This window comes from Nocardia sp. MH4, from assembly GCF_019266065.1.
Lineage (GTDB): Bacteria > Actinomycetota > Actinomycetes > Mycobacteriales > Mycobacteriaceae > Nocardia > Nocardia canadensis.
Window position 1 is genome coordinate 21,831 of the sequence record NZ_LPNR01000072.1, and the last position, 20,135, is coordinate 41,965.

Annotated in this window: 17 protein-coding genes; 8 read left to right on the forward strand and 9 right to left on the reverse strand. The window is 71.2% G+C overall.

Annotation, left to right across the window (positions count from 1 at the left end):
* Positions 1–15: 15 nt before the first annotated feature.
* A complete protein-coding gene (locus ATM97_RS06905) occupies positions 16–1,395 on the forward strand; it encodes a DUF1731 domain-containing protein (RefSeq protein WP_218717106.1) in 1,380 nt (459 codons plus the stop codon).
* 424 nt (positions 1,396–1,819) lie between these two features.
* Here the strand turns inward: ATM97_RS06905 and pcrA are convergent, their stop codons facing one another.
* Positions 1,820–4,408 carry a DNA helicase PcrA gene (pcrA, locus tag ATM97_RS06910; RefSeq protein ID WP_255587316.1) on the reverse strand — a complete coding sequence of 863 codons (2,589 nt, stop codon included), beginning with the start codon at positions 4,406–4,408 and terminating at the stop codon, positions 1,820–1,822.
* Positions 4,409–4,707: 299 nt separating this feature from the next.
* On the opposite strand from pcrA, the gene ATM97_RS06915 reads away from it, so the two are divergent.
* Entirely contained in the window at positions 4,708–5,001 is a 294-nt protein-coding gene (locus tag ATM97_RS06915) for a chorismate mutase (protein ID WP_022566231.1), read from the forward strand.
* An 89-nt stretch (positions 5,002–5,090) separates the two neighbouring features.
* Here ATM97_RS06915 and ATM97_RS06920 read toward each other — a convergent pair whose 3' ends face one another.
* Positions 5,091–6,548, reverse strand: a complete 1,458-nt coding sequence (locus ATM97_RS06920; RefSeq protein ID WP_218717107.1) for an NAD-dependent succinate-semialdehyde dehydrogenase — start codon at positions 6,546–6,548, stop codon at positions 5,091–5,093.
* 82 nt (positions 6,549–6,630) lie between these two features.
* Between ATM97_RS06920 and pgi the strand changes: the two genes are divergently transcribed.
* Positions 6,631–8,271: a glucose-6-phosphate isomerase gene (gene pgi, locus ATM97_RS06925; RefSeq protein WP_218717108.1), complete on the forward strand. Its 1,641-nt coding sequence runs from the start codon at positions 6,631–6,633 to the stop codon at positions 8,269–8,271.
* Here the strand turns inward: pgi and ATM97_RS06930 are convergent.
* From ATM97_RS06930 to ATM97_RS06945, 4 genes are all read right to left on the reverse strand, one after another.
* On the reverse strand, positions 8,240–8,821 hold the full coding sequence (locus ATM97_RS06930; protein WP_218717109.1) for a potassium channel family protein: 582 nt from the start codon (positions 8,819–8,821) through the stop codon (positions 8,240–8,242). The two genes, pgi and ATM97_RS06930, sit on opposite strands and share 32 nt — an antisense overlap.
* An 82-nt stretch (positions 8,822–8,903) precedes the next feature.
* Positions 8,904–9,557, reverse strand: coding sequence for a nucleoside/nucleotide kinase family protein (locus ATM97_RS06935; RefSeq protein ID WP_218717110.1), 654 nt, complete (start codon positions 9,555–9,557; stop codon positions 8,904–8,906).
* Between the two features lie 116 nt (positions 9,558–9,673).
* Positions 9,674–11,302 (reverse strand): acyl-CoA dehydrogenase family protein, encoded by a 1,629-nt coding sequence (locus ATM97_RS06940; protein WP_218717111.1) that lies wholly within the window; start codon positions 11,300–11,302, stop codon positions 9,674–9,676.
* Positions 11,303–11,319: 17 nt separating this feature from the next.
* Positions 11,320–11,925: a TetR/AcrR family transcriptional regulator gene (locus ATM97_RS06945; RefSeq protein ID WP_218717112.1), complete on the reverse strand. Its 606-nt coding sequence runs from the start codon at positions 11,923–11,925 to the stop codon at positions 11,320–11,322.
* 63 nt (positions 11,926–11,988) lie between these two features.
* Between ATM97_RS06945 and ATM97_RS06950 the strand changes: the two genes are divergently transcribed.
* Entirely contained in the window at positions 11,989–12,756 is a 768-nt protein-coding gene (locus ATM97_RS06950; protein ID WP_218717113.1) for a crotonase/enoyl-CoA hydratase family protein, read from the forward strand.
* Positions 12,756–14,036: a hypothetical protein gene (locus tag ATM97_RS06955; RefSeq protein WP_308248395.1), complete on the forward strand. Its 1,281-nt coding sequence runs from the start codon at positions 12,756–12,758 to the stop codon at positions 14,034–14,036. Before ATM97_RS06950 ends, ATM97_RS06955 begins: the two co-directional genes overlap by 1 nt.
* 22 nt (positions 14,037–14,058) lie before the next feature.
* On the opposite strand, the gene ATM97_RS06960 is transcribed toward ATM97_RS06955, so the two are convergent.
* On the reverse strand, positions 14,059–14,760 hold the full coding sequence (locus ATM97_RS06960; RefSeq protein WP_255587318.1) for a TetR/AcrR family transcriptional regulator: 702 nt from the start codon (positions 14,758–14,760) through the stop codon (positions 14,059–14,061).
* 58 nt (positions 14,761–14,818) lie between these two features.
* Between ATM97_RS06960 and ATM97_RS06965 the strand changes: the two genes are divergently transcribed.
* Positions 14,819–15,508: a DUF4386 family protein gene (locus ATM97_RS06965; RefSeq protein WP_218717114.1), complete on the forward strand. Its 690-nt coding sequence runs from the start codon at positions 14,819–14,821 to the stop codon at positions 15,506–15,508.
* On the opposite strand, the gene ATM97_RS06970 is transcribed toward ATM97_RS06965, so the two are convergent.
* Positions 15,466–16,764: an alpha/beta hydrolase family protein gene (locus ATM97_RS06970; protein WP_218717115.1), complete on the reverse strand. Its 1,299-nt coding sequence runs from the start codon at positions 16,762–16,764 to the stop codon at positions 15,466–15,468. The genes ATM97_RS06965 and ATM97_RS06970 overlap by 43 nt on opposite strands.
* A 123-nt stretch (positions 16,765–16,887) precedes the next feature.
* On the opposite strand from ATM97_RS06970, the gene ATM97_RS06975 reads away from it, so the two are divergent.
* On the forward strand, positions 16,888–18,990 hold the full coding sequence (locus tag ATM97_RS06975; protein ID WP_218717116.1) for a bifunctional lysylphosphatidylglycerol flippase/synthetase MprF: 2,103 nt from the start codon (positions 16,888–16,890) through the stop codon (positions 18,988–18,990).
* Between the two features lie 6 nt (positions 18,991–18,996).
* Here the strand turns inward: ATM97_RS06975 and ATM97_RS06980 are convergent, their stop codons facing one another.
* Positions 18,997–19,689 (reverse strand): pyridoxamine 5'-phosphate oxidase family protein, encoded by a 693-nt coding sequence (locus ATM97_RS06980; RefSeq protein ID WP_218717117.1) that lies wholly within the window; start codon positions 19,687–19,689, stop codon positions 18,997–18,999.
* A 79-nt stretch (positions 19,690–19,768) separates the two neighbouring features.
* On the opposite strand from ATM97_RS06980, the gene ATM97_RS06985 reads away from it, so the two are divergent.
* Positions 19,769–20,135: GntR family transcriptional regulator (locus ATM97_RS06985; protein WP_218717118.1), on the forward strand; the 367-nt coding region annotated here is incomplete at its 3' end.

Sequence of the window (20,135 nt, forward strand, 5' to 3'; positions counted from 1 at the left end):
ATTAGCGTGCCAGTCATGGCTGGTACGACGAAGTACACGCAGTTCCTCGCCCTCCCACCGGAATCCGTGTGGAGTGTTCTGGGGGATCTCGAGCAGTGGCCGGAGTGGAATCCGGGCGTGCGGTCGGTGCGGATGCACGGGCCGGTCGCCGTCGGCGCCACCGGTGACTACCTGCCCAACAGCCAGACCGCCGCGCGCGTACACGGGCGATTCGGCGGCCCGTTCACCGTCACCGCCGTGGTACCGAATCGCGAACTGAGCATCGAGCAGCCCGAGCCCGCCGGGATCATGCATCTCACCTGGCGGCTCACCCCGCGCGACGGCGGCACCGAGATCACCCAGGAACTGCGGTTCACCGGGCCGTCCGCCGCGGCGGCCCGCGCGGTGGTGCGGCCCTTCATCGAAACCGATGCGCGCGTGAACTTCTCGCGGCTGGCCCGGCTGGCCGGGCTCGTGCCCGCCGCCGACGCGCTCACCGTGGTCATCGCGGGTGGCACCGGGGCGCTCGGCACCCAGGTTGCCGCCGACCTCACCTGTCGCGGTCAGCGCGTCACCCTGCTGACCCGCAAGCGCAACCCGGCCCTGCCGTTCCGGCAGACCGAATGGGACGGCCGCTCGATCGGCGCCTGGGCGGCCGAACTGCGCGAGCCGGGCAAGCTCGCGGTGATCAATCTGGCGGGCAAGCTGGTCGACTGCCGGCCCACCGAACGCAATATCGCCGAACTGCGCACCAGCCGAGTCGATTCCACCGCGGCCCTGGTCGCTGCCGCCGGCCTGCGAGAGACGCCTGTCGACTACTGGGTGCAGGCCAGCACCACCGCGATCTGGTCGGACGCGGGCGAAACCCGGTGCACCGAGACCACTCCCCTGCCCGTCGGCCTGCCGCAGATGACCGGCGTGGCCCAGCCGTGGGAGGAGGCGTTCGACCCTGCCCGCGCCGCGCACTGGACGATCCTGCGCACCTCCATCGTGCTCGACCCCGACGCCCCCGCTCTCAAACGCCTCACCCAGCTCACCAAAGCCGGGCTCGGTGGCCGCGTCGGCCCCGGTGACCAGTGGTTCAGCTGGATCCATATCGAGGACTGGCTGGCCGTGGTCCGCGCCGGCCTCGGCCTCGATCCCGACCTCACCCTCCCCGACGGCATCCTCGTCGCCGCCACCGAATTCCCGGTCCGCAACGCCGAACTCATGGCGACGCTGCGCCGCCTGCTGCACCGCCCACCGTCACCCCCGACCCCAGCGGCGATCCTGAAGGTCGGCGCGGTCGTGCTGCGCACCGACCCGGCGCTGGGCCTCACCGGCCGCCACGCCACCTCGGAAGTCCTGCGCAAGGCAGGCTTCCAGTTCCGCTACCCCACCCTCGACGAGGCCCTGACCGACCTACTCCCGCACTGAGCCCCACCCACCCCCGACCCCTGGGGAGCGCACGCCGGCACACAAGAACCCGCCGACACGAGCGCACCAGCGCTCCAACAAACCCAGCCACCACGCCCGACCCCTAGGGAGGGCAGGCCGACACAGTCGGCCGTCGGCGGCCGTCCCGCCGGTCAGGCGCCGTGGCGCAAGCGACGAAGGAGCAAGCCACGGCGCCTGACCCGCGGCACACAAGAACCCGCCGACACGAGCGCGCCAGCGCTCCAACAAACCCAACCAACCACGCCCGACCCCTAGGGAGGGCAGGCCGACGAAGTCGGCCGTCGGCGGCCGTCCCGCCGGTCAGGCGCCGTGGCGCAAGCGACGAAGGAGCAAGCCACGGTGCCTGACCGGCGGGACCCAAGGGGCCGCCGACCTCGAGCGCGCCAGCGCTCCAAATACACAGCTAGAGCTTCACGATGGTCCGGCTGAACTGAGGGATCAGCCGGATCTTCCCGGCCGTGCCGAAGTCGATGGTGACCGTCGCCAGCGGGCCGACGCCGTCGGCGGCGACCACGCGGCCCAGGCCGTACTTGTCGTCGCTGACCCGATCACCCACGGCGAGTACGAGATCGGTGTTGTTCCGCTTGACCGCGCCACCACCGGGGGCGGGCCTGCGCTGGCCGGTTCCGCCGCGCACACCCGGACGCTGATCCCAGCCGTCGCCCCTGGTCCAGTCGCGTTCGAAGCCGCCCTCCTCGCGCCTGCGGCCGCGCTGCACCGGCGAAACCACCGGCTCCAGCCGACGCCAGTCCAGCAGGTGCTGCGGGATCTCCTGCAGGAAGCGCGATTCCGGGTTCGACACCGGCTGGCCCCAGCCCGAGCGCACGACGGCGCGGGACAAGTACAGGCGCTGTCGTGCCCTGGTGATGCCGACGTAGGCGAGCCTGCGCTCCTCGGCCAGCTCGGTCGGGTCGCCCAGCGCGCGCATGTGCGGGAACTGGCCGTCCTCCCAGCCGGTCACGAAGACCACCGGGAACTCCAGGCCCTTCGCGGTGTGCAGCGTCATCATGGTGACCACGCCGGACCCCTCGTCGGGGATCTGGTCGGTGTCGGCCACCAGCGACACGCGCTCGAGGAACGCCGCCAGCGAGCCGGGTTCGGGTTCGCCGTCGCCCACCTCCGGCAACAGCCCTTCCTCGCGCGCAGCCTCGGCGTTGTTGAACGCCTCGGAACTGAATTCGCGGGCCACGCTGACCAGTTCGTTGAGGTTGTCCAGGCGCGCGCCGTCCTGCGGATCGTCGGAGGCTTCCAGTTCGGCCCGGTAGCCGGTGCGGTCGAGCACCGCGTCGACGACATTGCCCACGTCGGGATACTCGCTGTCGGCGCGCTTTCCGGCGGCGCGGATCTCGTCGAGCAGGTCGAGGAAGCCGGCGATGGCCCGCACCGCCCTGGTGTTCAGCAGCGCGACCTTGCCGTCGGCGGCGTCGCGCAGCGCGGCGGCGAAGCCGATGTCGCGCTGTTCGGCGTGCACCGCCACGCACGCCTCGGCGCGATCGCCGATGCCGCGGCGCGGGGTGTTGAGGATGCGGCGCAGGCTCACCGCGTCGTCGGGGTTCTCCAGGACGCGCAGGTAGGCCACGACATCGCGGACTTCCTTGCGCTCGTAGAACCGGACGCCGCCGACCACCTTGTACGGCAGGCCCATCCGGATGAAGATCTCCTCCAGCGCCCGCGAATTGTTGTTGGTGCGGTAGAAGACCGCGACGTCGCCGTAGTTCGCCTCGCCCGCGTCGACCAGCTTGTCGATCTCCTTGGCGACGAACGCCGCCTCGTCGTGCTCGTTGTCGGCGACGTAGCCGGTGATCAGCTCGCCCTCGCCGGAGTCGGTCCACAGCTTCTTCTCGCGCCTGCCCTCGTTACGCGAGATCACCGCGTTGGCGGCGGAGAGGATGTGCTGGGTGGAGCGGTAGTTCTGTTCCAGCAGAATGGTTTCCGCGTCCGGGAAATCGCGCTCGAATTCCTCGATGTTGCGGATCGTCGCGCCGCGGAAGGCGTAGATGGACTGGTCGGCGTCGCCCACCACGCACAACTCGCTCGGCTCGACGCCCGCTTCCTCGTCGGTCTGCGGGCTGTGGTGGCCGACGAGTTCGCGCACCAGCACGTATTGCGCGTGGTTGGTGTCCTGGTACTCGTCGACGAGGACGTGCCGGAAGCGGCGCCGGTAGTACTCGGCGACCTGCGGGTGGTTCTGCAGCAGCGCGACCGTCTCGCCGATCAGGTCGTCGAAGTCCATGGCGTTGGCCGCGCGCAGCCGCTTCTGGTACTCGGCATAGACCCGGGCGACCAGCGCGGGCAGCTCGGTGTCGTCGGCCTCGGCGTCGGCGGCGGCCTGCTCGGGGCCGATCAGTTCGTTCTTCAAGTTGGAAATTGCGGTCGCCAGCAACCGCGCCGAATACTTCTTCGTGTCGATGTCGAAATCGCGGCTGATCATCGTCAGCAAACGGCGTGAATCGTCGGCGTCGTAGATGGAGAAATTCGAATTCAGACCCGGCAGCAGGGCCGCCTGCATCCGCAGAATCCGCACACAGCTGGAATGGAACGTCGAGACCCACATGCTGGCCGCGCGCGGGCCGACCAGCCCGGCGACCCGCTCGCGCATCTCGGCGGCGGCCTTGTTGGTGAAGGTGATCGCCAGGATCTGCCCGGTGTGCACGCCACGCGCGGCCAGCAGGTAGGCGATGCGCCGGGTGAGCACCGCGGTCTTGCCCGAGCCTGCGCCCGCGACGATCAGCAGCGGGGAGCCCGCGTGCACCACGGCCGCGCGCTGCTGCGGATTCAGTCCGTCGAGCAGGCGTTCGGTCTCCTCGACCCGGCGCTGCTCGCGTTCCCTGCGGCGCTGTTCCTGCTCGGCGCTGTGCCGCGCCGCCGCCTCGGCCAGCCCGCCACCGGACGCGCCGGAACCACCACCTTCCCGGCGCGATAGCTCCGCGGGCGCGGAAGCGGGTTCACTGGGATCGGCGGCTGAGGCGTGGGGAGCGACCGTGATATCCATCGTCTGTCCACGCTACCGGCGGGCACCGACAGGCGGCGAACCGCAGGCTTCTCAGCAGATTCACAAACACAACTGTTTTGCATGACTGGGGGCCCGTGGCACACTGGGCCTCATGGCCAGTGCTTCTCCGCATGCCCGGATCGGCAAACGATCCGATATCGTGGCGGTGAGTGTGGCTTTTTGCGCACTCCCGGGGGGATCACGTACCGCCCATCGGGAAAGTTTCAGGGTGAAGGAACAGATCGGGTAACAGGCCGCGCGGCCAGTCCGATCCAAGTTCTGACACGAGGAGATGAATGATGAGCACCCCTGCTACGACCACCGGGTCCGATTCGGCTCTGCCGCAATCCGAGGCGGAGATCGAGAAGCTCCGCCTCGAGATCGACCAGCTCGACGCCACGATCCTCGCCGCGATCAAACGTCGGAGCGAGATCTCGCGGATCATCGGCCGCACCCGGATGGCCTCCGGGGGTCCGCGCCTGGTCCACAGCCGTGAGATGAAGGTGCTCGAGCGCTTCAGCGAGCTCGGTCAGGAGGGGCACACCCTCGCCATGCTCCTGCTCCGCCTCGGCCGAGGGCGCCTCGGCCGCTAGGCCCCACACAGCCACGCGGCGGACCACCAGTTCGCCGCTTCCACAAAGCCGCCCCGGGTGCGACACCATCCCCGGGGCGGTTTCGTGTCTCAGGTCAGGGCGATGTACTTCGTGTTCAGGTATTCCTCGATGCCCTCGATGCCGCCCTCGCGCCCGAAGCCCGATTCCTTGACGCCGCCGAACGGGGCGGCCGGGTCGGAGATGACGCCGCGATTGACGCCGACCATGCCCGTCTCCAGCGCCTCCGACAGGCGCAGCGCCCGGTCCAGGTCCCGCGTGTACACGTAGCTGACCAGGCCGTATTCGGTGTCGTTGGCGGCGGCGATGCCCTCGTCCTCGGTATCGAACGCGACGATCGGAGCGACCGGCCCGAACACCTCCTCGCGCAGGATGCGCGCCGTCGCGGGCACCTCACCCAGGACGGTGGCCGGGTAGAACCAGCCCGCCCCGCCGGGGGCCTTGCCACCCAGCAGCAACTGCGCGCCCTGGTCGACGGCGTCGTCGACCAGCTCCGCGACGATCTCGCGCTGCTCCTCGCTGACCAGCGGACCGAGGGTGCTGGCCGGATCGGTGCCTGGCCCGAGCACCACGGTGTCGGTCATCGCCGCGACCAGTTTCTCGGTGAACTCGGCGACTACCCCGCGCTGGACGTGGAAGCGGTTGGCCGCGGTGCACGCCTCGCCGCCGTTGCGCAGTTTCGCCTGCATCGCGCCGGCCACCGCGGCGTCGATGTCGGCGTCGTCGAACACGACGAACGGCGCGTTGCCGCCCAGTTCCATCGAGGTGCGCAGCAGGCGGTTCGCCGACGCCGAGACGAGCTTCTTACCGACTTCGGTCGACCCGGTGAAGGTGAGCTTGCGCAGCCGCGGATCGTCGATCAGCGGGCCGGTGACGGCCCCGGAACGCTGGGTCGTGACCACCGACAGCACCCCGTCGGGCAGCCCGGCCTCGCTGCACAGCTTGGCCAGCGCCAGCATGGTCAGCGGCGTCGCCGAGGCGGGCTTGACGATCATCGTGCAGCCGGCGGCCAGGGCGGGCCCGATCTTGCGGGTGCCCATGGCGAGCGGGAAATTCCACGGCGTGATCGCCAGACACGGACCGACCGGTTGCTTGGCCACCATGATCCGCCCGGTCCCCGACGGCGCGTGCAGGTAGCGGCCGTGCACCCGCACCGCCTCCTCGCTGAACCAGCGGAAGAACTCGGCGCCGTAGCGCACCTCGTTGCGGCTCTCGGCCAGGGCCTTGCCCATCTCGAGCGTCATCAGCAGCGCGAACTCCTCGGCCCGCGCCGTCAGCTGCTCGAACACCGCGCGCAGGATCTCGCCCCGCTCGCGCGACGGGGTCGCCGCCCACGCCTGCGACGCCGCGACAGCGGCGTCCAGCGCGCGCATCGCGTCGTCCGGGGTGGCGTCGGCGACCTGCGCGATCACCGAGCCGTCGGCGGGATTGCGCACCGCGAAGGTGCCACCGCCCGTCGCCTCGACCGGCCCGGAGCCGATCCACAAACCCTTCGGTACGAATTCGAGTACGTCACGTTCGGACACCATGGGAGCCAGCGTAGGCGGCGGGCCCTCGGCGCACATCGAACTGCGGCGCCGGACTTCATCGAACGCTGTAATGTCGGCTGACGTGAGCAGCGACATCACCGCGTCGGCGGCTTGGCAGGCACTGTCGGACAACCACCGCAGCGTCGCACCCCTACACCTGCGCAAACTGTTCGCCGACGATCCGGCGCGCGGCAAAGACCTGACCGTGCAGGTGGCCGACCTGCACATCGACTACAGCAAGCATCGCGTGACGCGCGAAACTCTCTCCCTCCTGGTCGATCTCGCCCGCACCGCGGGCGTGCCCGAGCGGCGCGACGCGATGTATTCCGGCGCCCACATCAACACCTCGGAGGACCGTGCGGTCGGGCACATCGCCCTGCGTCTGCCCGCCGGCGATCAGCTCGACATCGACGGCACCGACGCCGACGCCGAGGTGCACGACGTGCTGCGCCGGATGGGCGAATTCGCCGATTCGGTGCGTTCGGGCGACTGGCGCGGCGCGACCGGTGAGCGCATCACCGCGGTGGTGAACATCGGCATCGGCGGCTCGGATCTCGGACCCGACATGGTCCATCGCGCGCTGCGCCACTACACCCATCCCGGCATCGAGGCCCGGTTCGTCTCGAATGTCGACCCGTGCGATCTGGTGGCCAAGCTCACCGGACTCGACCCGGCGACCACCCTGTTCATCGTCGCCTCCAAGACCTTCTCCACGCTCGAGACCTTGACCAACGCGACCGCCGCCCGGCGCTGGCTCGTCGGCGCGCTCGGCGAGGACGCCGTCGCCAAGCACTTCGTCGCGGTGTCGACCAACGCGGAGCGGGTGGCCGCCTTCGGCATCGACCCCGCGCACATGTTCGGCTTCTGGGACTGGGTCGGCGGCCGCTATTCGGTCGACTCCGCCATCGGCCTGTCGGTGATGGTGACCATCGGCAAGGAGCAGTTCGCCGAGTTCCTGAGCGGAATGCACGCCGTGGACCGGCATTTCGCGACGGCGCCACTGGAGCAGAACGGGCCGGTCCTGCTGGCCATGCTCGGGGTCTGGTACACGAACTTCTTCGGCGCGGAATCGCGGGCGGTCCTGCCGTATTCGAACGATCTGGCCCGCTTCCCGGCGTATCTGCAACAGCTGACGATGGAGTCCAACGGCAAGTCGGTGCGCGCCGACGGCACCCCGGTGACCACCTCGACCGGCGAGATCTTCTGGGGCGAGCCGGGAACCAACGGCCAGCACGCCTTCTACCAGCTGCTGCACCAGGGCACCCGGCTGATCCCGGCCGACTTCCTCGGCTTCGCGCGGTCCACCGACGACCTGCCGACCCGCGACGGCACCGGCAGCATGCACGACATCCTGATGAGCAACCTGTTCGCGCAGAGCAAGGTGCTGGCCTTCGGCAAGACCGCCGAGGAGATCGCCGCCGAGGGCACCGATCCGAAGCTGGTGCCGCACAAGGTGATGCCGGGCAATCGGCCGAGCACCACGATCCTGGCGCCGGAGCTCACGCCGTCGACGGTGGGTCAGCTGATCGCGCTCTACGAGCACCAGGTGTTCGTCGAGGGCACGATCTGGGGCATCGACAGTTTCGACCAGTGGGGCGTCGAGCTGGGCAAGCAGCAGGCGCTGGAGCTGATGCCGCTGCTCAGCGAGCCGGCGCAGCCGGTGACGCAGGGCGATTCGTCGACCGACGAGCTCATCGGGTGGTATCGGGCCCATCGTCGCTGACCTCGGTGACCGCCGGGGGTGGCGGGCGGAACGCGGCGAGGCGGCGGGTGACACTGCTCGTCACGATGGTCGCCAGGGTGCCGATCACCACCAGGTCGAACGCGATCTGCACCATCGCCGCGATCCGGGCGACCTGGCCGACGGCGTGGACGTCGCCGTAGCCGACGGTGCCGAGGGTGGACATCGTGTAGTACAGCGCGTCGGTGCGGGTGACCAGGCCGTCGAACTGATCCGGTTGGCGCTGTTGCAGCCGGTAGTAGAACAGCGAGAACACCACGCACACGATGCACACGACGAGCAGCACCCCGTCGACGCGCCCGCCCGCCGAGTCCGGCGCGTTCAGGAAGTGCTGGATCCGCCGCCAGACCAGCCAGGCCAGTCCGATGACGCCGGCGATGAAGCTGACGATCCCGAACACCTCGCCCGGCCAGGCGTCGAGCTCGAACGGGCCGCTCAACGGCACGCTGTAGTAGAGCAACAGCGCGCACACCGCCGCCGCCCCGTTGCGCAACGCATGCCCGGGCACACCGACTCGCAGACCTCGCGTCATCGCTCCATGATTGCCCGCCGATCGCCGGTTCGGCGGCGCACGCGCCGACGCGGACCGAGAACAGCCGCCCGTGTCGAGTGAACTAGCCGATCCGATAGCCGTCGCCGCACGCCGACAGCACCGTGTCGGCCCGCTGCTTGCTCGCGGCGACGAGGTCGGCGTTGCGCAGATCGCTGTCGGTGACCTTCGCGCTCGCCTCGGCCGCTGTTCGGCCGCCGAGGGTGTGGCGTCGCAGGAGTCGCTCGGTGAGGACAGCGCGGGGCGCGTCGAGATACCAGCAGGTGTCGAGCAGCCCGCGGACCGGCGCCCAGCCGGGCGCCTCGGCATCGGTGAGCAGCAGGTAGTTGCCCTCGACGACGACGACGCGCTCATCGCGCACGACCACCCCGCCCTCGGTGGGTTCGTCGATCGCCCGGTCGAACAGTGGCCAGGGCACCGGCTCCCCGATCGCGGCCGCCCGCAGCGAGCGCAGGTCGGCGACGAAGCCCGCCGCGTCGAAGGTGTCGGGTTCGCCCTTGCGGGCCGCCGCGCCGCGGGCCCGCAGCACCTCGTTGCGCAGGTGGTAGCCGTCCATCGGCGCGACCACCGCTGGTCGCCCCGACCCGGCGAGCTCGGCGCACAGCCGCTGGGCCAGCGTCGATTTGCCCGCACCGGGCGGCCCGGCGATTCCGAGCAGGAAACGCCCACCGGTCGCGCCCGCCGGAATCCGCCGAGCCAGCTCACTCACCGACAGCATGCGCTCGTCCAGGTCACCGCCTCACCCTAGCGACGGTGCGCCGGAGTGGGCGGCGTCGAGCAGTTCCCGGCGAGGCCGTTGGCCGCGGGCCGGTGCCCGGGGCGACCGCCCGGTCGTCACCGCACGTCGACGAAGGCCCGTTCGATGATCGCGCCCGTGTCCACCCCGACCGGCAGCGTGCCGAAGGCGATGCCCCAGTCGTCGCCGAGCCGGGTCGCGCAGAAGGCGTCGGCGACGGCCGGGTGACCGTGGCGCACCAGCTGCGCGCCCTGCAGGACCAGCGCCATCAGTTCCACGACCCGGCGGGCCCGGTACTCGATGTCGGACAGGTCGCCGAGTTCCTTGCCGACGCGGTCGATCGCGTCGTCCAGGCGCGGGTCGGCGCCGCGGGCGAGGCCGACCTCGGCGAAGTACGCCTCGACGGTCTCGGGCTGACGGCCCATGGCGCGCAACGCGTCCAGCGCGGCCACATTGCCCGACCCCTCCCAGATCGACATGAGCGGCGCCTCCCGGTACAGCCGCGGCATGCCGGATTCCTCGGCATAGCCGTTGCCGCCCAGGCATTCCAGCGCCTCGGCCGCGTGCGAGGGCGCCCGCTTGCACACCCAGTACTTGGTGATGGCCAGCGCGATCCGGCGCAGCGCGGCCTCGGCCGGGTCGCTGCCCGCGCGGTCGGTGGCACCGGCCAGGCGCATCATCACCGTGGTCGCGGCATCGGACTCGATCACCAGATCGGCCAGCACATTGCGCATGGCGGGCTGGTCGATCAGCTTGGCGCCGAACGCTTCCCGGTGCCTGGCGTGCTGCACGGCGGCGACGGCGCCCATCCGCATCCCGGTGGCCGAGCCGATCACGCAGTCGAGCCGGGTCATGTTGACCATCTCGATGATCGTCTTCACGCCCGCGCCCTCGGCGCCGACGAGCCAGCCGGTGGCGTTCTCGTACTCGATCTCGGAAGACGCGTTGGACTTGTTGCCCAGCTTGTCCTTGAGCCGCTGGATGCGGATCGGGTTGCGGGTGCCGTCGGGCAGCACCCGCGGCAGCAGGAAGCACGACAGCCCGCCCGGCGCCTGGGCCAGCGTCAGGAACATGTCCGACATCGGCGCGGAGGTGAACCACTTGTGCCCGACGATCCGGTAGGCACCGTCCGGCTGCGGGGTGGCGGTGGTGGTGTTGGCCCGCACGTCCGAGCCGCCCTGCTTCTCCGTCATCGACATACCCGCGATGAGCCCGGCCTTGGTCGACGGCTCGCGCAGGCCGAAATCGTAGGTGCGCGAACCGAGCAGCGGCTCGTACTTCGCGGCCAGCTCGGGATTGTGGCGCAGCGCGGGCACCACGGCGTAGGTCATCGAGATCGGACACATGTGCCCGGCGTCGGCGATGCCCCAGGTGTAGAACTTGGCGGCGCGGGCGGTGTGCGCGCCGGGACGCTCGTCGAGCCACGGCGAACCGTGCAGGCCGTGCGAGACGGCGACGGTCATCAGGTCGTGCCAGTGCGGGTGGAACTCCACCTCGTCGACGCGATGGCCCCAGCGGTCGTGGGTGTGCAGCACCGGCGGGTACTCGTTGGCGAGCCTGCCCCAGTCCTGCGCGGCGACATCGCCGGCGAGCCTGCCGAGTTCGCGCACTTCGGCCTCGGCCCAGCCCGCGCCCTCCCGGTGCAGGCCCTCGATCAGCGCGGGGTTGCGCGCGGCGTCGAAGGGGACCAGCGGGGGTACCTGGTTGAACACTTCATGGGTCGGCATGGCCGGAACTCCTTCGACTACGACATTTCCGGGCGCGCACCCAGGGCGCGCACGGCGAAAGCAACCAATTCGGGGATGACGGTCTCGGCGTGCGGCGCGGCGGCCAGCGGACCGACCAGCACCTCGCCGATCGCGCCGACGAGCGCGGCCGCGCCGAGGGCGGTGTCCTGGGCGGGCAGGCGGCCCTCGGCGACGCCGTGCGCGATCGCGGCCTCGAACGAGGCGGCGAACGCGCGCCGGAACTCCAGCCGCTGCGCGTCGACGGCCGCGTCGACCGGCTCGGCCAGCAGCACGTAGGCCAGCTTCGGGTTCTTGAGCGCGCGCCCGGCGAAGGTCTCCACCGCCGCGCTCACCCGCTGCAGGACATCGCCCTGGGCGACCGCGGCGCGCACGGCCTCGACCTCGCGGGCGACCACGGTCTCGAAGACCGCGGCGACCAGTTCGGCCTTGTTCTCGAACTGCTTGTAGACCGTGCCGGTGGCGATGCCCGCCTCCGCGGCGACCGCGGCCATCGACAGTCCGGCGAACCCGTCGCGCGAGAGCACGCGCGTGGCGCCCTGCACGATCAGCGCCCGTTGCGCGTCGAGCCGGGCCTGCACGGCCGGGGTCCTGCGGTACACCATACGAAGAAGTGAACCACTGATTCACCTCTTCACACAAGGGGTGATCCGCCGTATGGTCGAACGATGTCAGTACGTGTCGAACACGCGGGCCCGGTCACCACCGTGATCCTGGACCGACCGCAGGCCCGCAACGCCGTCGACGGCCCGACCGCCCGCGCCCTGGCCGACGCCTTCCGGGCGTTCGACGCCGACCCGAACGCCTCGGTGGCGGTGCTGTGGGGCGAGCACGGCACCTTCTGCGCGGGCGCCGACCTCAAGTCGCTGGGCACCGAGAACAGCAACCAGGCCACCGTCGAGGGCGACGGCCCGATGGGCCCGACCCGGATGCGCCTGTCCAAGCCGGTGATCGCGGCGGTCTCCGGCTACGCCGTGGCGGGCGGACTGGAACTGGCGCTGTGGTGCGATCTGCGGATCGCCGAGCAGGACGCCACCTTCGGCGTCTTCTGCCGACGCTGGGGTGTGCCGCTCATCGACGGCGGCACCGTGCGATTGCCCCGGATCATCGGCGAGGGCCGGGCGCTGGACCTGATCCTCACCGGCCGACCCGTGAGCGCGCCCGAGGCACTACAGATGGGCCTGGTCACCCGCGTCGTCCCGACCGGCGACGCCCGCCGGGTCGCCGAGGAACTGGCCGCTCAACTGGCCGCCCTTCCGCAGACCTGTCTGCGCTCGGATCGCGCCGCGCTCTACGAGCAGCACGGCCACCCCGAGGACGAGGCGCTGCGGATCGAGTTCCAGCACGGCCTGACCGCGCTCACCGGCGGCGCGCTCGACGGCGCCGCCCGCTTCGCCGCGGGCGCGGGCCGCCACGGTAGCGCCGACCAGCGGTAGTGGACCGGCTCACGGTCGTCGACGAGATCTTCCTGCGCACCCATCGCGGGATGGGCACACCCATCGCGTTGCAGGGCCTGTGGCGTATTCCGGAGGCGATGGAACCCACCCTGCTGCGGGCGATCCACGACCGACTGCGGGTCGGCGACCTCGGCCGCCGGGTGGTCCGCGCGCGCGTGCCCGGCGCACGGCGCGGCTGGCGGCCGAACACTCGATCGCATCCGCTCGACCACACCGCCGGCCCGCTGTCCGAGGACGCCGTCCTGCCCTGGGCCGACACCCTCGGTACCGGCCTCGACCCAGAATTCGGCCCCGGCTGGCGGCTGTCCAGCGCGGCGCTGCACGACACCGGAACCGTTGTCGCCCTGACCTGTTCCCACGCCCTGGCAGACGCCCGCGGCCTCATCCACGCTGTCGCCGCCGCCCTCGGCGACCTCGGTGTCGACGACCGGCCCGAGGCCCACGTCGACGCCCTGCACACACCGGCTCGGACCGGGACCAGCGCCCCTTCCGTCCTGCGCCGGGGTACGGCGGTATCGGACTGGGGCGATGCCCGAGCGCAGTGGTCCACCATCGTCAACGGCACGACACGCGCCCTGCGTCGGGGAATCCCCACGCCTCCCGCCACCGTCGCCGCCGAATCATCGCTCGGCCGGACGGTCCACAGCACGCTGCTGACCTTCGACGCCGCCGAGTGGGACACCACCGCCGCCGCGACCGGCGCGACCCCCAACAGCCTGTTCATCCACCTGGTGGCGAACATCCTGTGGGAGACCGGCTTCCAGCACCCGCGGATCGCGGCGAGCCTGCCCGTCGACACCCGCGACGAACCCCGCGTCGACAACGACCTCGCCATGACCGAGATCGCGATCGATCGCGCCGACACCCCCGCCACCGTCCGCGACAAGGCCCGCACCGCCTACCTGCGCCGCATGTCCAGCCCGGCGGGCCTGCCCGAGCAGATCCTCCAGGTCCTCCCCGACCGCTGGGCCTACGCGCTCAGCAGGGGCGCCGGGGAGCGAGACATCCTGTGCTCCAATATCGGAACGCTGCCCGATGTCCTGCGCACCGTCGGCGGGCACCACTGCGACCGGGTGGCGGCCCGGGCGATCCACCCCGGCCTGACCGAGTTCCCCCGCACCCGGCTCTCGGGCTACTTCTCCCGGCTCGGCGACACCTACACGCTGGCCCTGGTCAGCCTGGCCTGCGACCGCGAAACCCTCGATGCCGCGATAGCGCGCGCCTGCGCCACAGCGGGACTCGACGCCGCGCCGTGGTGATCCGTATGCCCCTACCGGGCACTCAGGCCGCCGTCATCTCGGTGAGCAACGCCCGCAGTCCCCACACGAACTGATCCACCGAGTTCCAGGCGGCGATCTCGTCGAGGTGCGCCGCGGTGCGCGGCCACCGGGTGGCGTCGACCTCGTCCAGCGCGGCCCTGCGCTGCGCGATGCGCTCGGATTCCGGTGGCAGCGGCGGCTTTCCGTCGGTTTCGGCGACCTCGAGCGCGACCGCGCCGAGTACCTGCACGATCACCGCGTACACCCCGTGCGCCCGCGTCTGGGCGGGCAGACCGCCGCGCGCCAGGCAACCGAACATCGCCTCGCCGACATCACGGGCCGCGACGCCGTCCATCGGGCCGGACATCATCAGCGTGGCCACCGCCGGATGGGCGAGCAGTTGGTCGCGCAGGCCGAGGGCGAACTGGATCACCGCGGCGGTCCACTCCACGCCGGGATCCGACAGCGGACCGAGCGGCACCGCGGCGAGCACCCGTTCGATCACCGCGCGCTCGAGGTCCGCGCGACTGGCGACGTAGGTATAGACCGCGTTCGGGTTGACGCCGAGCCGCCCGGCCACGGCCCGGATCGACAGGGCGCTCGGCCCTCCGTCATCGAGCAGGTCGAGCGCGGTGTCGACGACCTGCTCCTCGGTGAACGACCGCCGCGTCGGCCGCGGCGCACCGGTCGCGGCGCGCCGACCTGTTGACTTCTCCTCCGACATGCGATGGACTGTACCCCGTACAGCTACCTGTACTCCGTACAGCCAGAATGGACATCTCATGCGCACCAGGCCGTGGCCCGCCATCACGCTGCTGATCGCGGCGCCGATCCTCATGAACCTGGCCTTCACCGGTTTGGGTGTGTCGTTCGACTACCCCGACGTCCTGACCCGGCCCGCCACCGAGGCGCTCGCGCAGTTCCGCGCCGAGCGGCGCACCGTCGTCGCGCTGTTCACCCTGCTCGCCGCCACCGCCTGCGCCTTCGGTCCGCTGGCCGTCCTGGTCGGCAGGCTCGACGAGTCGTCGACCATGCGGTGGGCCGTGCGCGCCGGCGTCGCCGCCGCGATCGTGCAGACCGTCGGCCTGCTGCGCTGGCCGCTGCTCGTGCCCGGCCTCGCCGACCGCGTCGCCACCGAGGGCCCCGACTCCCCCGCGATCCACACCTTCGAGACCGCCGATACCGTCCTGGGCACGGTCATCGGCGAGACCGCGGGCTACGCCCTCACCGCGCTGTGGACAGCCCTGGTCGTGTCCGCGCTGCGCGACCGCGTCCCCCGCTGGTTCGCCGTGCTCGGCTATGCCGGTGCCGCCGCCGTCGCGACCGGCGTCCTGGTTCCGCTCGGCGTCGAGGCCGCCGGGCTGACCAATTTCCTCGGCTACCTGCTGTGGAGCTGCTGGCTGCTCGCCTTCGCCGCGCTGCTGGCCGGTTACCCGGTGATGCCGAGCCGGGTTGCCAGCCAAGGGAGTTGATCGCGTAGCCCGGCGGACCACAGCGCGAAGCTGTGACCGCCGGGCAGCACCCGCAAGTGGACATCCATCCCGGCGTCTTCGGCCGCCTGATACATCCGCTCCACCTGCGGGCGATAGATCTCGTCGTCGGCGCCGACCACGAACGCGCCTGCGGAGTCCGGGTAGGTCCGGCCGCGCAGCAGGTCGAGCGGGTTGACCCGCAGCAGCGCGGCGGTATCGCCGCCGAAGGCCGCCTCGACCGTGCGCTGCCGGTCGCCGAGCGTCGGCTCGTCCTCCCCGGACAGGTCCAGGAACGTGGGATAGACCTGCGGATAGTTAGTCGCCAGTTGCAGCGCGCACGTCCCGCCGTAGGACAGACCACCCACCGCCCACGCGCGCGGATCCGGATCGACCTGGAGGTTCGCCCGCACCCAGGCGGGCACGTCGACGGCCAGATACGTGGCGACCTTGCCCAGCCGCGAGTCCAGGCACAGCGGGTTCGCCAGCTGACTACCGGTGCCGTCGGCGACCACCACGATCGGCGCCAGACCATGGTGGGCGCGGGCGAAGGCGTCCATCGTCTCGACCATTCGCCCGCCGACGATCCAGTCGTCGGGCGCGCCCGGCTGTCCGGCGAGCAGCACCAGCACCGGCAGCAGCGGGCGCGGGTCGGCGAAATAGGCAGGCGGCAGGTAGATCTCGGCGGCGCGGGCGGTGAACCCGGATTCGGTCGGCGGCACCGTCGCGGTCAGCACCTTGCCGCCGTGCGGCAGTCCGGCGGGCTCGGTCCACACCGACTCCAGCGGCCGCCCGCCGACCACCCGCGCGCTGCGGGTCAGCTCGCTCGCGCCGACCCGCTGGATCTCGTCGATACCCAGCGCCGAGCCGACGGTCGGATACGCGGCGTAGACCAGATTGATCCGGACGCCGACCGCCAGCAGCACCGCGAGCGCGGCGAGCAGGGTGACGATCGCGCTCCACACCCTCCGGCGCACCAGGATTCGCGGCACGATCAGCAGGACCGCCGCCACCGCGACGCCCACCAGCACGTAGACCGACACCGCGATCGGGTCGGGGAACGGCCGCCAGACCTCCTCGACGAACAGATACAGCGCGACGGTCAGCACGGTCGCGGCCAGCAGCACGATCGGCATCGTCGTCGTGACATAGCGCCGAGATCGCGCGAACAGCAACCACACCGCACCCAGCACGCCGAGCAGGGTCAGCACCACCGGGAGCCCACCGGCGAGCAACGACAGATCGGTGATCCTCGACATCGCTGACCTCCACAGATGCCACCTCGACGCGCGGAGCCGGGTCCGCGCGCGGCCACGATGACATACGGTACACAGACGACTTCACCGCGTCCGCGTGGCGCACTCGCAGCAAAGGGTGGATCGATGGACGACAACGCAGCTGCCACCGCGCCGGCTCCATCGGGCGCCCTCGTCACCGCGGGCGTCGTGATCCGGCGGGTGCCGTTCACGATCGGTTTCCTCGCCCTGGTGCTCGTCCTCGGTCTCGCCGGCGGTGGCCTCTGGCGGCGGCTCGACGCCAGGGCCTGGTTCCCCGACATCGCCTACGGTTGGCCGCCGCTCACGGAGGGCAAGTGGTGGACTCCGCTGTCCGGCTGGGTCTTCGGGCTCACGCCGTTCCAGTACGCCGTCATGACAGTGCTTTTCGTGCTGGCGGTGGGCTGGGCCGAGTGGCGGCTCGGCACCGCGCGCACCGCGCTGGTCTGCCTCAGCGCGCAGCTGATCGGCGTGCTCGTCGCGTCGGTCCTCGTCGGGTTGCTCCAGCACACCCATCTCGGCTGGGCCGACCGGCTGGCCGAGGTTCGCGACGTCGGGTTCACCACCTCGGCCCTCGCCGCGATCGCCGCGGCCTCGGCGACGCTGCGCTCGCCCTGGCGGCTGCGGGTGCGCGCCGTACTGGCGGCGCACGTGTCGATCACGTTCCTGTTCGAGTCGACCTTCGCCGATCTCATGCACCTGATCGCGGTCGCGGTGTGGTTCCCGCTGGGCGAGAAGCTGTTCAGCACCACCGAGCACGGCTTCTGGCCGCGTACCCGGCGCGAGGTTCGGATGCTTGCCTACCTCGGGCTGCTGCTGATCGCCGCGGTCTCGGTGCTGGTGTACTTCTTCCCGACCGACAGCCTGCTCGGGCCGACCGGGGAGGAACGCGGCTCACCGGGGAGCACGATCCTGACCGTCGCGGTGATCGCGGTGATCGCCGACCAGCTGCGCAAGGGCAGGCGCTGGGCCTGGTGGATCGCCGTCGGCTACGGCACCGTGCACGTGGTGCTCACCCTGGTGCTGCTCGGCGTGGCGATCGGCACCGACTACGCCACGACCGGTGCGGTGACCGTCGGCACCGCGCTGCTGTGGGCGGGCGAGGTGGCGCTGCTCTACGGCGGCCGCGGCGCGTTCCGGGTGGCCAACCGGCGCAGGATCACCGGCGGCGCGCTGTCGGGCACCGACCCGGGCACCGCGGTGCGCGCGCTGCTCGCCCGCTACGGCGGCAGCACCATGTCGTGGATGATCACCTGGCCGGAGAACAAGTACTGGTTCGCCGGCGACGGCGAACGCTGCGTCGCCTATCAGCGGCACGCGGGCACCGTCATCGTGCTGACCGACCCGGTCGGCCCGCCGGACCTGTTGCCCGATACCCTCGCCCGCTTCACCGACCGATGCGAGGCCGACGGCCTGGTGCCGTGCCTGTTCTCCACCACGGGCGCCGTCGCCGAGCTGGCGGGCGAACTCGGTTGGCGCAGTGCGCAGATCGCCGAGGACACCATCGTCGACCTGCCGCAGCTCGAGTTCAAGGGCAAGCCGTGGCAGGACATCCGGTCGGCGATCAACAAGGCGAACAAGGAGGGCATCGCGTTCCGGATGGTCCATCTCGCCGAAGAACCGTTCGCGGTGCTGGCGCAGGTGCGCGCGATCTCCGAGGAATGGGTCGGCGAGAAGGGGCTGCCGGAAATGGGATTCACGCTCGGCGGGGTCGAGGAGGCGCTCGATCCCGAGGTGCGGGTCGGCCTGGCGATCGACGCCGACGGCAGCGTGCACGGCGTCACCTCGTGGCTGCCGGTGTACGCCCCCGGCGGGGAGATCCGCGGCTGGACCCTCGATGTCATGCGCAGGCGGCCCGACGGCTTCCGGCCGGTGGTGGAGTTCCTCATCGCCTCGGCCTGTCAGCTGTTCAAAGAGGAAGGCGCCGAGATCGTTTCACTATCCGGCGCCCCACTGGCCCGCAGCGCCGGGACCGACGACGCCGAGCCGATCGATCGACTGCTCGAAGGGCTCGGCGCCGCCATGGAGCCGTACTACGGATTCCGGTCGCTGCACTCGTTCAAGGCGAAGTTCCAGCCCCGCCACGAACCGGTGTACCTGTGCTATCGCGACGAAGCCGACCTGCCGCGGATCGGCATCGCGCTGACGAAGGCGTACCTGCCGGAGGTGTCGGCCAAGGACCTGATGGCCCTGGGCACGGCGCCGCGCTAGACCGCCTCAGCCGACGGTCACCGAGCCCGGCGTCACCCGGGCCGCGACATCGGCGGGCACGTCGACGCCGGGTTCCAGGTCGGCGGCGTCGATCGGCTCGCCCCAGACCTGCCGCAGCGGCAGCACTCCCGCCCAGACGCCGCCGGTCTCGATGTCGGCCGCGTCGTCGTTCGGGCCGCCGGTGCGGACCTTCACCGAGGCTTCGGTGAGATCGAGCGCGAGCACCATGGTGGCCGCCATCTCCCTGCGGTTGGGCGGGCGCACCCGATCCCAGGCGCCCGGCGCGGCGTGTTCGACGATCACCCGCAGCGCGTTGGCGCGCTCGGCCTCGTCGGTGACCAGCACCGCGCGACCACGGATCACCGCGGAGCGGTAGTTCATCGAGAAGTGCATGGCCGAGCGGGAGTACACCAGGCCGTCGACGTGGGTCACCGCGACCGAGATGTCGGTCCCGACGGCGGCGCGCATATTGCCGGCGCCGGTGGAACCGTGCAGGTAGAGCGTGTCGCCCGCGCGGCCGTAGACGGTCGGCAGCACCACCGGGGAGCCGCCGAGCAGCACGCCGAGGTGGCAGACCAGGCCGGCGTCGAGCACCGCGTCGAGGTCGGCGCGGTCCGCGCGGCCCCGTTCCTTGGACCGCGTCAGGGTGGTGCGCGGGGTCGGTGACAAAGGAGCGCGGGTGGTGTCGTGCGTGGTCATAAGATGAGCTTCGCCGAGAAAATGGACCGAAAACAGGTCCACTTCGGGCGAAGATCTACAGGCCAATTCGAGGTGAGCGATGCTCGACGATCTGCCGATTCCGCTCGACCGCACCGCGCCCGAACCGCTGTCGGTGCAGGTAGCCGATGCCCTGCGCGCCGCGGCGACCGGCGGCGTGCTGCGCGTCGGTGAGCGGCTGCCCGCCTCGCGCGCCCTCGCCCAGCGGCTCGGGGTGAGCCGGGCCGTGGTGTCGACCGCCTACGACCAGCTGCACGCGGAGGGCTGGATCGCCGGTCGCCAGGGGTCGGGCACCTACCTGCGCACCGCCCCCGCCGCCGCGCCGCCGACCACCGACCCCGGTGCCGACGCCGATCCCGACGCGCGCCTGCTGGATCTGGGCCCCGGAGCGCCGTGCGCGGAGGCCGTCGACCCGGCCGCCTGGCGAC

What these genes read in the sequence shown, in the direction of transcription:
- ATM97_RS06980 (WP_218717117.1), bottom strand. Translation starts at nt 19,689, where the DNA reads ATGACCACGCACGACACCACCCGCGCTCCTTTGTCACCGACCCCGCGC.
- ATM97_RS06905 (WP_218717106.1), top strand. Translation starts at nt 16, where the DNA reads ATGGCTGGTACGACGAAGTACACGCAGTTCCTCGCCCTCCCACCGGAA.
- ATM97_RS06965 (WP_218717114.1), top strand. Translation starts at nt 14,819, where the DNA reads ATGCGCACCAGGCCGTGGCCCGCCATCACGCTGCTGATCGCGGCGCCG.
- ATM97_RS06920 (WP_218717107.1), bottom strand. Translation starts at nt 6,548, where the DNA reads ATGGTGTCCGAACGTGACGTACTCGAATTCGTACCGAAGGGTTTGTGG.
- ATM97_RS06930 (WP_218717109.1), bottom strand. Translation starts at nt 8,821, where the DNA reads ATGACGCGAGGTCTGCGAGTCGGTGTGCCCGGGCATGCGTTGCGCAAC.
- ATM97_RS06945 (WP_218717112.1), bottom strand. Translation starts at nt 11,925, where the DNA reads ATGGTGTACCGCAGGACCCCGGCCGTGCAGGCCCGGCTCGACGCGCAA.
- ATM97_RS06935 (WP_218717110.1), bottom strand. Translation starts at nt 9,557, where the DNA reads ATGCTGTCGGTGAGTGAGCTGGCTCGGCGGATTCCGGCGGGCGCGACC.
- ATM97_RS06950 (WP_218717113.1), top strand. Translation starts at nt 11,989, where the DNA reads ATGTCAGTACGTGTCGAACACGCGGGCCCGGTCACCACCGTGATCCTG.
- ATM97_RS06915 (WP_022566231.1), top strand. Translation starts at nt 4,708, where the DNA reads ATGAGCACCCCTGCTACGACCACCGGGTCCGATTCGGCTCTGCCGCAA.
- pcrA (WP_255587316.1), bottom strand. Translation starts at nt 4,408, where the DNA reads ATGGATATCACGGTCGCTCCCCACGCCTCAGCCGCCGATCCCAGTGAA.
- ATM97_RS06960 (WP_255587318.1), bottom strand. Translation starts at nt 14,760, where the DNA reads ATGTCGGAGGAGAAGTCAACAGGTCGGCGCGCCGCGACCGGTGCGCCG.
- ATM97_RS06975 (WP_218717116.1), top strand. Translation starts at nt 16,888, where the DNA reads ATGGACGACAACGCAGCTGCCACCGCGCCGGCTCCATCGGGCGCCCTC.
- ATM97_RS06970 (WP_218717115.1), bottom strand. Translation starts at nt 16,764, where the DNA reads ATGTCGAGGATCACCGATCTGTCGTTGCTCGCCGGTGGGCTCCCGGTG.
- ATM97_RS06940 (WP_218717111.1), bottom strand. Translation starts at nt 11,302, where the DNA reads ATGCCGACCCATGAAGTGTTCAACCAGGTACCCCCGCTGGTCCCCTTC.